A 12,075-nucleotide genomic window follows, 5' to 3' on the forward strand; every position below is an offset into this window, starting at 1 on the left:
GGGGCGGGGGCCGCGGGGGCGCCCCGGCACGGCGGGGGGGCCGTGGCAGTCAGGGCGACTGCCACGGCCACGAGGAAGGGTTTCCAGCGATGGCTCACTCGGGACTCCAGTCGGACGGGAGATCTGGCGCACTGAAGTACTGGTCCGAGTGGCCATTGCGTTGCATTCGGCTATTTCAGCCCGAAGGCCGCCGTGATCTCTTGCTTCAGGCTGTTGCCGTCCGCGTCCGTCGCCTGCAACCGCAGGGACGGCGATTTACCGGCCGCGCCGGCCGGCGCAATCAGCTGGGCGGAGTACTTGCCGGCAGTTCCGCTGACGGCCAGAGCGGTCCAGTGCTTGCCGTCGTAGGAGAGTTCCAGTTTCGGCTTGGCGAACTTCGCCGTACTGCCGGATCCGAACTGGTGGCGGAGGCCGAGGGTGATGGTGACGGGCCGGCCGGTCGGGACCTGGTTGTGGGCGTTGGCTTGCGGTACGTCGAGATCGGCGAGGACCAAGGGCATTTGCTCCTGCTCGCCGCCCTTGGAGCGGAACTTCCAGTGCGACTCGACGGTGGTGGAGTAGCGGAAGAGTGCCGGGTCGGGGCTGTTCTTCAGGTGGATCTGGTAGTCGGCGGCCTCGGGCGGTACCTCGACGAATCCGCCGGGTGCGGAGTTGTCGGCGAAGATCTCCACGCCGTTGCGATAGGCAACGATCGAGGTTTCGCCGGTGGTCGACCACCAGGGGGAGTACTGCCGGGGACCGTGGCTGAGCGTGCTGATCGTCATGCTCAGGCCGCCGTCGTACCGGCCGACCTGGGCGATCGGGCCGAGGTTGGCGTCGGGGAGGCCGCTGTTGGTGATCGGGGTCAGCCAGCGTTCGACGGTCCTCGTGCCGGGCCGGTAGACGTGTGGAGTGCCGAGTACGACGGGGTCGGCTTCCTCGCCGTCCACGACGATCTGGCCGTACCACGTGACCTGGTTGGCGAGTACGTACGACGTCCGCTTGGTCGGGCCCACGACGTACGGGAGCAGGAAGTTGTTCAGGTCGGCTCCCGCCGGTGTGGCGCCGGTGCGTGCCTCGGCGGTCGGTAGGCCGGTGTGTGTGCCGAAGGTCTCGTCCACCGTCGCGAGCTGGTCGCGCCCGACGGTGAGCTCGGTGTCGGCCGGCAGCCGGTTCGCCCAGGGCACGACCAGGTCGTACACGTACGGCGTGACAGCCTGACCAGTCACCCGGACAGTCGTCGGCCGCTCCAGCAGGCGCTGGGCGTTCACCCGGGAGATCCGCATGGTCGGGACCTTCGCGTCGCCGGTCTCGGCGGACGCCCAGAACGCGAACATCGCACCGTCGCCGGCTCTGCTCGGGTCGTAGAGCATGACCGCGGCCGCGCCCGCCTGCTCGGCGTTCGTCGCGAGGTCGCCGCTCGTCTGGGTCTGGTCGGAGCGGATCAGTGCGAGCTTGCCCTTCGCCCCGGCGAGCTCGGCCGGCGTCCCCGTACCGCCGTCGAAGACCTGCAGCTCCTTCTGACCGGTGAACCGCGGCCCGAAGTGGAAGTCCAGCGCGGTGAACGACGCACCGCCGACGATCTGAGCCTGGTACGGCGATTGCTCGATCCGCTCGCCGAATCCGATCTCGGCCGTACCGACCGTCTTCTCAGCAGTCCGGGTCGCGGCGAAGGTCCTTCGCGAGCCGGTCTGACTCACCGAGTCGGTACGACGCCAGTTCGGTACGGCGCGGACGTGGCTCATCGAGACTTCCCGGGGTGCTGCGTTGCCGGGCTGGCCCTGCGCACCGAGGTCGAGTGTCTGGGTCTTGCGCGCATCGAGGGTGAGCGCGGTGGCCTTGCCGATCGCGAACTCGTCGGACAGCACCAGGTCGAATCGGCCGGGTGCTTGGTCGGTTGCCGCGGCCATGAAGATCGACGAGACGTCGTACTTGCCCGGGGCGAGCCGAACCTTCGCGGTGCCATTGACGATCGGCACGCTGTGCCACTGGCCGAGCTCCGGCTGCGGACCGTCGAGACGGTTCACGGCGAGATCGCCGCTGGCCGGACCGCCGGCATGGGTGATGCCGGTGACGGTCAGCTCGTAGACCTCCGGCTCGGCGTACCAGCCGATGGTCGTGACGAGCGGGTCGGCGCCGTCCGCGGTTGCGGTGATCCGGCCCGCGAAGTTGCCCGGGCCCCTCTGCGCGCGATCGGTCGTGACGGTGACCTTCGCGTCGCCGTTCGCCGGTACGACGAGTTGGTCGGCGCTCAGCTGGGTGGACTCGAGATCGACCGCCAGCTTGAGGGTGACCGGCGTACCGGTCGGGTTGCGGTAGGTGAGCTCGCGGGTGACGACATCGGTCTGCGGATACGGCCAGGTCAGGCGGCCCAGCTCGAGTTCACCGGTGTCGACCGTGACTTCGGTGGCCGTGGCCTGGTCGGCGTCGACCCGGCCTGCGCCCTGCTCGGCCAGCGGGCTGCCTTGCTGCGGATCGGCGGTCGAGATCAGCCGGGCCTTGAGCGCATCCGCCTTCCAGTCCGGATGTGCCTGGGCCAGCAGGGCCGCCGTACCGGCGACGTGCGGGCTGGCCATCGACGTACCGGAGAGGGTGGTGTAGTTCTCGTCGACCGGCTCACCGCGGCCGGTGCCGGCGGCGCGGGCGGCGACGATGTCGGTGCCCGGTGCGGAGAGCTCCGGCTTCAGTGCGCCGTCGCCCTTGCGTGGGCCGTGGCATGAGGTGCTGCTCGGCAGGCCGTCGCGTTGAAGGTTGCCGACGGCAAGCGCTTCGTCCGCGGCGGCCGGTGTGCTGACGCTGCCTGGAGTCGGCGGATAACAGTTGCCAGCAGCAATGACGAACAGTGCACCGGTCTGCTTGCTGATCCGGTTGACGGCCTCGGAGAGTTCGTCGGTGCCGTCGCTCGGACCGCCGCCGAGGCTGAGGTTGACGACCGACGCACCCTGGGCGGTGGCCCACTCCATGCCGGCGATGATGCCGGAGTCGTAGCCGTTTCCGTCGTTGTCGAGCACCTTGCCGTTGAGCAGGGTGGCGTCCGGAGCAACACCCTTGTACTTGCCCTGGGATGCAGCGCCGTTCCCGGCCGCGATACTCGCGACATGCGTGCCGTGGCCGTGGTGGTCGACCGCGTCACCGGAGTCGCTGAAGTCCTCGGCTGCCGCGATCCGGCCGGCCACATCAGGGTGGGTCGGGTCGATGCCGGTGTCCAGTACGGCGATCTTCACGCCCTTACCGGTGAACCCGCGCTGCCAGGCGGCCGGTCCGCCGATCTGCGGGACGCTCTGGTCGAGGTTGACCTTCACCCGCCGATCGAGGCTGATCCGGGTGACGGTCGAGGCGACCCGAGCGGTCTTGCCCGGGGTGAGGGACTGCCAGAACGCCTGACCTTGCGAGACGCGGGTCGCGCGGGCGCCGAGACTGGCGAGCACCCGGCCTCCCGTCGTACCGGCGACCGCCGAGCGGGCTGATGCTTTGCCGGCGTACCTGATGATCACCGGGGTGCTGTCGGTGGCGCCCTCGGCGATCAGAGTGGTGACGTCGAACAGGCTCCGATCGAGGCGGCCGGCGGTGACATCGGCCGCGGCGGCGGACGGTACGACGTACGTGTGCCCGTTCAGGGTGCTCGTGAGGGCCGAGTCCGACGTACTGCCCGGGCCGGGGATGAAGGCCGTCCGGACCCGGTTGCCGGGGAGGGTGGTGACGCGGACCTGGTCGCCGGTGATCAGGCTGACCGTCGCGGCGGTGGGCTTGGCCTGGGATTGCGGCCGGGGCGGTGGGGACGCAGTGGCGGCGGTGGCGCCGCCGAGCGTCAGGCTCAGGCCCACGAGGGGCGCTAGCCAGCGATGGGGTTGCAAGTGGTTCCTCCAGAGGCGGTGGTGGGTCTCACTTGCGTTGACGGAACGAAGCCGCCAGAAGTTCAAGACTAGACCGGAATTGGCGGTAGATCCCTGGGTTGTCCCGGAGAGATCCCCTAGAGTTGAGTGGAATGGACTCAAGTTTGGCTAGGTTATGTCCAGTGACTGTGTTTGCTTGAACTGAAAGGCTCGAAATATGGATGTTCAGCGGTTGACGACGCTGGCCCGCGAAACGCTGTCGGTCGCCATCCGTCAGACCTCCGCGGCGGGCAACCCGACCGTGGAACCGATTCACCTGCTCTCCGCGCTGCTGGCGCAGCCCGAGGGGACCACGACCGGTCTGCTCGAGGCCGCCGGTGGCGACCTGGACGCCGTACGACGCCGGACCGCCGAGCAGGTGGGCCGGCTGCCGAAGGCCAGCGGGGGCAGCGTGCAGGCGCCGAGCCTGTCGCCGAAGACCGGTGAAGTGCTGAACCAGGCCGAGCAGCGGGCGCTGGGGCTCGGGGACGAGTACGTCTCCACCGAGCACCTGCTGATCTCGCTCGCCACCGTCGACGGGCCCGCCAAGACTGCGCTCGGGGTGACCCCGGAGGCGCTGTTGCAGGCGTTCGACCAGATGCGTGGCAACCGGCGGATCACCTCACCGGAGGCCGAGGGGACGACCAAGACGCTGGAGAAGTACGGCGTCGACCTGACCGAGCGCGCTCGCGACGGCAAGCTCGACCCGGTGATCGGGCGCGACTCCGAGATCCGGCGCGTCGTGCAGGTGCTGTCCCGGCGTACCAAGAACAACCCGGTCCTGATCGGTGAGCCCGGCGTCGGCAAGACCGCCGTCGTCGAGGGGCTCGCCCAGCGGATCGTGGCCGGTGACGTTCCCGAGTCGCTGCGCGGCCGGCGGCTGATCAGCCTCGACCTCGGGGCGATGGTCGCGGGCGCGAAGTACCGCGGTGAGTTCGAGGAGCGGCTGAAGGCGGTGCTGACCGAGATCAAGGAGTCCGACGGTCAGGTCATCACCTTCATCGACGAGCTGCACACCGTGGTCGGCGCCGGTGCGTCCGGCGAGGGCGCGATGGACGCGGGCAACATGCTGAAGCCGATGCTGGCGCGCGGTGAGCTGCGGATGATCGGTGCCACCACGCTCGACGAGTACCGGACGCGGATCGAGAAGGACCCGGCGCTGGAGCGCCGGTTCCAGCAGGTGTTCGTGGGTGAGCCTTCGGTCGAGGACTCGATCGCGATCCTGCGTGGGCTGAAGGAGCGGTACGAGGCGCACCACAAGGTAGCCATCTCCGACAGCGCGTTGGTCGCGGCCGCGACCCTGTCGAACCGCTACATCAGCGGTCGCCAGTTGCCCGACAAGGCGATCGACCTGGTCGACGAGGCCGCCTCCCGGCTGCGGATGGAGATCGACTCGTCCCCGGTCGAGATCGACTCACTGCGCCGTACCGTCGACCGCCTCAAGATGGAGGAGCTCGCGCTGTCCCGTGAGGAGGACCCCTCGTCGCAGGAGCGGCTCGGGCGGCTGCGCGCCGACCTTGCCGATCGCGAGGAGGAGCTGCGCGCGCTCGAAGCGCGCTGGGAGCGGGAGAAGTCCGGCCTGAACCGGGTCGGTGAGATCAAGGAGCGGATCGACGAGCTGCGCGGCCAGGCCGAGCGGGCCCAGCGCGACGGCGACCTCGGGACGGCGGCCAGGATCCTGTACGGCGAGATCCCCGAGCTCACGAAGGAGCTCGAGGAGGCCGACGCCGAGCCTGAGGTGGTTGACGGGCCGGAGGCGATGGTTGGCGAGGAGGTTGGTCCGACCGAGATCGCCGAGGTGATCGCGATGTGGACCGGCATCCCGACCGGCCGGCTGCTCGAAGGTGAGACCGGCAAGCTGCTCCGGATGGAGGACGAGCTGGGTCAGCGGCTGATCGGTCAGCGGGAAGCCGTGAAGGCGGTCAGCGACGCCGTACGGCGGGCGCGGGCCGGGATCTCGGACCCGGACCGGCCGACTGGTTCGTTCCTGTTCCTCGGTCCGACCGGTGTCGGTAAGACGGAGCTGGCGAAGGCGCTGGCCGACTTCCTGTTCGACGACGAGCGGGCGATGGTCCGCATCGACATGTCCGAGTACAGCGAGAAGCACAGCGTCTCGCGACTCGTCGGTGCCCCTCCGGGCTACGTCGGCTACGAAGAGGGCGGTCAGCTGACGGAGGCGGTACGGCGTCGCCCGTACTCGGTGATCCTGCTCGACGAGGTCGAGAAGGCGCACCCCGAGGTCTTCGACATCCTGCTCCAGGTGCTCGACGACGGGCGGCTGACGGATGGTCAAGGGCGGACGGTCGACTTCCGGAACGTCATCCTGATCCTGACCAGCAACCTCGGTTCGTCCTACCTGGCCGATATGGCGCTGGACGAGAAGGTCAAGCGCGACCAGGTGATGGCCGTCGTACGGCAGTCCTTCAAGCCGGAGTTCATCAACCGGCTCGACGAGATCGTCCTGTTCGACGCGCTGGGCACCGAGGAGCTGACGAAGATCGTCGCGCTCCAGATCACCGCCCTGCAACGCCGCCTGAACGACCGCCGAATCACCCTTTCAGTTGACGAGGGTGCGTTGGAGTGGCTGGCCCTGACCGGGTACGACCCGGTGTATGGCGCCCGCCCGCTGCGCCGTCTGGTCCAGTCCGCCATCGGCGACGAACTCGCCCGCGGGTTGCTCAACGGCACCGTCCGCGACGGCGAAACCGTCCGCGTGACGTTGAACGAGTCGAAGGACGCGCTGGAAGTCACCGCCTGACCGTTTGCCCGGTCTGCGAAGATCGGGGAGTGTTCGGGGCCGAGTACTACGAAGAGAACCGACCGCCACGTCAAGTGACGGTGGCAACCATCGTCGTACTCGGCCTCGGTGTCCTCTATGCATTGCTCGGTTTGATGGCCCTGACCTCGGCCGGTGACCCGATCTCCGAGATCGTCACCGGCGCGAAGGGCTCGTCCGCCGTGGTGGTCGTGGTCGCCTGGGTCGGTGCGGTGCTCTACATCGTCCCGGCCCTGTTCCTCCGCAAGGGCCGCCCGTGGGCGCGCTTGGTGATCATGGCGGTCGCTGTCCTGGGGGTCATCGGCGGCCTGGTCGCCTTCCCCACCGGCCTGCTCGGCGCGGCCATCCACGCCGCCCTGCTCGTCCTGATGCTGCAAACCCCCACGAAGGATTGGTTCCGCCGCTGATGGAGATCTGGATCAACCCCGCCTGCTCCAAATGCCGCGCGGCCACCGATGCCCTCGACGAGGCCGGCGTCATGTACACCGTCCGCCGTTACCTCGACGACCCACCAACGGCCGCCGAACTGGACGCCGTACTGGTCCGCCTCAACCTCGACCCGTGGCACGTAGTCCGCCACAACGAACCAGAGGCAGCACCGCTGCGCGACCTCCCCCGAGACGACGCCCACCGCGCCGACTGGATCGCCGCCATGGTCGCCCACCCCATCCTCATCCAGCGCCCCATCCTGACGGCCGACGACGCAACCACCGCCGTCGTACGGGACCCCGATACCCTCAGCCGCTTCCTCCCCTGAAGCTAGCCGCCCCTCCACCACCCGACAACGCGAACGGATATCCCTTCGTGTTGTCCCTTCTCCCCTCGTATACGAGCGGAGAAGGGACAACAGGAGGGGATATCCGGTGCTGTTGTTCGGGGTGGTCAGAGTTTCTGCAGGCGGACCAAGGCTTCCTGGAGGAGTTCTTCCTTCTTGCAGAAGGCCCAGCGGACCAGGGGGCGGCCGGCTTCTTTGTTGTCGTAGAAGACTTGGGTGGGGATGGCTACTACGCCGGTGCGTTCGGGGAGGAGGCGGCAGAAGTCGATGCCGTCGGTGTGGCCGAGGGGGCGGATGTCGGTGGTGATGAAGTAGGTGCCGGCCGGGCGGTGGACTTCGAAGCCCAGGGCGGTGAGGCCGTCGGCGAGGAGGTCGCGGCGAGACTGCAGGGTGCCGCGGACGGTGTCGAAGTAGTCGTTGCCTAGGGCAAGGGCATTGGCGACGGCCGGCTGGAAGGGGGAGCCGGAGACATAGGTGAGGAACTGTTTGGCGGTGGTGACCGCGGTAACCACTTCCGGCGAACCGGTGACCCAGCCGATCTTCCAGCCGGTGACGGAGAAGGTTTTGCCTGCGCTGCCGATGGAGACGGTGCGGTCGGCCATGCCCTCGTACGTCGCCAGCGGGATGTGCCGGTGGTCGTCGTACACGAGGTGCTCGTAGACCTCGTCGGTGATGACGACCAGGTCGTGCTCGACGGCCAGGTCCCGGATCCCGCGCAGCTCGACGTCGGTGAGGACGGTGCCGGTCGGGTTGTGCGGGGTGTTGATCAGCAGCACCTTGGTGCGCGGGGTGACGGCGGCGCGAAGTTCGTCGAGGTCGAGCCGGTACGACGGGGCCCGCAGCGTGACCGGGACGCGGCGGCCGCCGGCGAAGGCGATGCCGGCGGCGTACGAGTCGTAGTACGGCTCGAGGGCGATCACTTCGTCACCTGGTTCGACGAAGGTGAGCAGGGCCGCGGCGATCGCCTCGGTGGCGCCGGTGGTGACCAGGACCTGGGTGTCTGGGTCGTAGGACAGGTCGTAGAACCGCTTCTGGTGGTCGGCGATCGCCTGCCGCAGCGCGGGGATGCCGCGGCCGGGCGGGTACTGGTTCGCGCCGGCGCGGATCGCAGCGATCGCGTCCTCGAGCAACGAATCCGGACCATCGGTATCCGGGAACCCTTGCCCGAGATTGACCGACCCGGTCGCGACCGCGAGGGCCGACATCTCCGCGAAGATCGTGGTGCCCAGCCCGTTCAACCGCTCAGCATGTCCGCGCATGCCCCCGACCTTACCCGGGGGCATGCGCGGGCGGGCCTCAGTTCCAGGCCGACGGAGGTGGTGGCGGTACGACGGCCGGGCGGTCCTCGCACCAGGTGGCGCCGTACCAGTTGCCGTCGTTCCCGGTGAGCAGTTGTACGTCGAACTCCGGCGTACCGTCGAACTGGAAGGTGCCGCAGTTGTTGACGAACGGTGCCCCGACGTTGCGGGCGTCGACGTTCTCGAACGAGGCGGAGCCGCCGACCCGGGCGTTCACCACACTGGTCCCGGTACCGTCGACCTTGATGTTGCGTACGGCAACGTTGTTGATCGCGTAGGTGTCCTTCACCGGCCAGTCGACGACGAACATCACCGCGTTGTACGTCGAGTCCAGGAACGAACTGTCGGTGATCTGCAGGTCGGCCGACATCGTCGACTGCAAGGCGTACAGCCAGATCGCACCGAGACCGATATTCCAGTTCAGGTCCCGGGGACCGCCGCGGACGGTGGTGTTCCGGGCGAAGGTCAGCTTGCCCTCGAACGGCGTCGAGTTGAACCGCGAACCGGCGTGCAAGGTGCTGCCTTCGCGGATCGGGTCGGCGACCAGGTTGTCGGTGACTGCGTTGTCGCGACCGCCGTAGATGGCGATGTTGTTCGCCAGGACCGGTGTCTGGACGGTGTTGTGGTCGTAGACGTTGTTGTGGTTGGCCAGGCCGCCCGGGTTGGTCTCGGACCACATCGCCAGGCCGTCGTCGCCGGTGTTGCGGACGAAGTTGTTGGTGGCCCGGACGTTCGAGACGCCGAGGTGCAGGTTCATCCCGTCGGCGATCGCGTCGGTGATGATGTTGTTCCGGATCAGCAGCCCGTCCATCGGGCCGTCCAGCCAGATGCCGACCTTGGTGCGATGCAGGTAGAGGTTCTCGATCGTCGAACCGCCACCGATCGCCCCGCCGACCCCGTTCACCTGGTCGGTGTCGATGCGTTCGCGTACGTCGCTCTCGATCGCGAAGTCGGCCAGGTGGACCTCGGTGCTGCCGCCGGCATCAGCGTACTTGCCGTAGAAGCCGGGCGCGCTGTGGATCGACTTGTCCGGCGCGGGTTCGGCGAGGGGCAGGACCTTGCCCTTGATGATCGTGTGCCAGTTGCCGGCGCCACGGACGGTGACCTTGTCGACCACGATGTGCCGGTTGACCTGGTACGTGCCCGGTGGGATGAAGACGGACCAGCCGAGCTTCTTCGCGGTCGCGATGGTGCGGTCGATCGCCGGTGCGGCGTCGCGCCGGCCGGTCGGGTCGGCGCCGAACAGGCGGACGTCGAGGGATTGGGGCGGCTGCCGGTTGGGTGCCTTCACGAGTTCGAAGTCGGCGACGTCGATGACGGTCCACGCGGCGTTCGTGTGCTTCGGTACGGCGAACCTGACGCGATCGCCGGCGCGGTAGGTCCGGTCCAGCAGAACGCGCTGTTCGTCGTAGAAGTGGTTCGGCCGGAACGGCTTGGCGACCGGGTCGGGCTCCGGCTTCCACCAGCCCGGGATCGGGTCGACGTTCGGGTCGTTGGAGAACGGATACATCCCGTACAGCCAGGCGTACTCGGACGTCAGAGTCAGTGTGCGCTTGTGCTTGCCGTTGACGGTCAGGTCGAGTGGCGCCCGGATTCCGCCGCCGGTTGGGGCGTCCGGGATGCTGTAGCGCAACGTCAGTGCGTTGGCCGCGTGCGTCAGCGTGAATTCGACGTACTGGCGTGGATGCAGGCGGACGGCGGTCCGGCCGGACGCCTCCGCGGGCAGGGTGTAGGCCTCGCGGCCGGGGCCGATCTGCTCGCCGGTGAAGAAGGCGTTCTCGGCCTCCTGCTCGACGAACGGAACGGTGGCACCGCGGCCGGCGACCAGCGCCGGATCAAGGCCGGCCCGGGTGATCCGTGGTGCCGGCCGGGCGGCCATCGCGGGAGCGGTGAGTGTGGCGCCGAGCACCGCGGTCGTCAGGGCGACGGCCAGGGCGCGCAGAGGTGTTCGGGACATTGGCGGATCCCCTCCAGACGAACTGCCTGGAGGTTATGCAGTAGACCACCCCAACGCAAGATCTCAACAAAACTCCGAAAAATCCCGCGCCTGGATCCCTCGCAAGTGGCTAGTCAGGTTGGGGGGTGGGGCGGAGGGCTCGGAGCCAGACTTCGGTTTGGGCGATGTGGGCGGAGGCAGCGGTCGCGGCGGCGGCCGGGTCGCGGAGGGTGATGGCCGAGAGGATCGCGCGGTGGCCGCGGTCGCTGGTCTGCTTGATCGCGTCGAAGTCGGCGCCTGGTTCGAAGATCCGGTAGTGACCGCCGCGGCCACGGATGACCGCGGTCAGCGCAGTCACGGTCGGGTTGGCGCCCGCCGTACAGATCGCGCCGTGGAACTCGGCGTCCAGCTGCTGGATCTCGTGCGCGTCGGTGGTCGCTTCCAGGCGGTCGAGGATCTCGGCGAGCTTGTCCGCGAGGCCCGGGTCCTGCCGCGCGGCTGCTGACGCGGTGGCGTGGGCCTCGAGCACGCGTCGTACTTCGAGAAGCTCGAGTACACCTTCGAGCGGGATCAGTTCCACCGACAACGAGAACCGGCTGATGATCTCGGCCGGATCCAGCGCCGACACATACGTGCCCGACCCGTGCCGCGACTCGATCACCCCGAGCGCCGCCAGCGACCGAACCGCCTCCCGCAACGAACTCCGCGACACCCCGAGCCGATCACACAACTCCGGCTCCGGCGGAAACTTCGCCCCCGGCCCGAGCGCCCCCGACGCGATCATCTGCCGCAACCCGGTCAACGCCGTGTCGGTCGCCGCCATCGTCCACCTTCCCGTTAGTCCTCAGACCATTCAGGCCCACAATCACCCAAGTCGCCCCGAATTGCGAGCTGACTCCCTCGGTCATCAGATGCCAATGCGCGCAAGAACCACACCAGATCCCAAGCCCGCAACCGCCCCGCCCCCACCCCCCGTACCCCGCCACCCCGGCCACCGGCCCTCCGGGCTCATCCCCAGCCATCCGCCGACCGCCGGCCACCCCAGCCACTCGCACCCGAGCCACTCGCACCCGAGCCACTCACACCCCAGCCAGCGCTCACCCGAGCCACCGTCCACGCCAGCCACCGCTCACCTCAGCCACGGCTCGGGGCTCTGCGTACACAACAGACGGCCGCCGCGGCGACCAGCCACAACCTACGCTCTCGGCCGCATCGCCACCGACCGTTGGTGCCCCGACTCCACCATCCGTTGCGGTCATGCGGCCGGCAGTGTGGGTTGGGGCGTCTCGCCGCTGCGGCCGTCTGTTGTGTACGCAAGCCCTCGGATTGTGGTTGCTGCAGCCTGTGGTTGCTGTCTGCGGTGGTTGCTGTTCGCGGTGCTGGTGTCGTGCCGCTGCGGCCGTCTGTTGTTTACGCAAGCCCTCGGACTGTGGTTGCTG

At 68.5% G+C, this 12,075-nt stretch carries 7 protein-coding genes; 3 read left to right on the forward strand and 4 right to left on the reverse strand.

All coding sequences use genetic code 11. From position 1 onward, the window contains the following. Nucleotides 1–170: 170 nt before the first annotated feature. Nucleotides 171–3,803, reverse strand: a complete 3,633-nt coding sequence (locus ACFCV3_RS34800; RefSeq protein WP_376037589.1) for a S8 family serine peptidase — start codon at nucleotides 3,801–3,803, stop codon at nucleotides 171–173. 226 nt (nucleotides 3,804–4,029) lie between these two features. Here ACFCV3_RS34800 and clpB point away from each other — a divergent pair, with 226 nt between their 5' ends. Genes clpB through ACFCV3_RS34815 form a run of 3 tightly spaced genes read left to right on the forward strand, consistent with a single transcriptional unit; the run spans nucleotide 4,030 to nucleotide 7,384 of the window. Next, nucleotides 4,030–6,609 carry an ATP-dependent chaperone ClpB gene (gene clpB / locus ACFCV3_RS34805; protein WP_376037592.1) on the forward strand — a complete coding sequence of 860 codons (2,580 nt, stop codon included), beginning with the start codon at nucleotides 4,030–4,032 and terminating at the stop codon, nucleotides 6,607–6,609. Between the two features lie 29 nt (nucleotides 6,610–6,638). Beyond that, nucleotides 6,639–7,034 carry a hypothetical protein gene (locus ACFCV3_RS34810; RefSeq protein WP_376037595.1) on the forward strand — a complete coding sequence of 132 codons (396 nt, stop codon included), beginning with the start codon at nucleotides 6,639–6,641 and terminating at the stop codon, nucleotides 7,032–7,034. After that, a complete protein-coding gene (locus ACFCV3_RS34815) occupies nucleotides 7,034–7,384 on the forward strand; it encodes an ArsC/Spx/MgsR family protein (RefSeq protein WP_376037598.1) in 351 nt (116 codons plus the stop codon). Before ACFCV3_RS34810 ends, ACFCV3_RS34815 begins: the two co-directional genes overlap by 1 nt. A gap of 125 nt (nucleotides 7,385–7,509) precedes the next feature. On the opposite strand, the gene ACFCV3_RS34820 is transcribed toward ACFCV3_RS34815, so the two are convergent. The 3 genes from ACFCV3_RS34820 to ACFCV3_RS34830 form a co-directional block, all read right to left on the reverse strand. Then, nucleotides 7,510–8,661, reverse strand: a complete 1,152-nt coding sequence (locus ACFCV3_RS34820; protein WP_376037601.1) for a pyridoxal phosphate-dependent aminotransferase — start codon at nucleotides 8,659–8,661, stop codon at nucleotides 7,510–7,512. A 37-nt stretch (nucleotides 8,662–8,698) separates the two neighbouring features. Next, on the reverse strand, nucleotides 8,699–10,657 hold the full coding sequence (locus tag ACFCV3_RS34825; RefSeq protein WP_376037604.1) for a glycosyl hydrolase family 28-related protein: 1,959 nt from the start codon (nucleotides 10,655–10,657) through the stop codon (nucleotides 8,699–8,701). Between the two features lie 109 nt (nucleotides 10,658–10,766). Then, a complete protein-coding gene (locus tag ACFCV3_RS34830; RefSeq protein WP_376037606.1) occupies nucleotides 10,767–11,459 on the reverse strand; it encodes a FadR/GntR family transcriptional regulator in 693 nt (230 codons plus the stop codon). Nucleotides 11,460–12,075: the final 616 nt, after the last annotated feature.

The organism is Kribbella sp. NPDC056345 (genome assembly GCF_042262745.1).
In the GTDB taxonomy this organism is placed as follows: Bacteria; Actinomycetota; Actinomycetes; order Propionibacteriales; family Kribbellaceae; genus Kribbella.

Coding starts and splice junctions, on each gene's coding strand:
- ACFCV3_RS34815 (WP_376037598.1), top strand. CDS start 7,034: ATGGAGATCTGGATCAACCCCGCCTGCTCCAAATGCCGCGCGGCCACC.
- ACFCV3_RS34830 (WP_376037606.1), bottom strand. CDS start 11,459: ATGGCGGCGACCGACACGGCGTTGACCGGGTTGCGGCAGATGATCGCG.
- ACFCV3_RS34825 (WP_376037604.1), bottom strand. CDS start 10,657: ATGTCCCGAACACCTCTGCGCGCCCTGGCCGTCGCCCTGACGACCGCG.
- clpB (WP_376037592.1), top strand. CDS start 4,030: ATGGATGTTCAGCGGTTGACGACGCTGGCCCGCGAAACGCTGTCGGTC.
- ACFCV3_RS34820 (WP_376037601.1), bottom strand. CDS start 8,661: ATGCGCGGACATGCTGAGCGGTTGAACGGGCTGGGCACCACGATCTTC.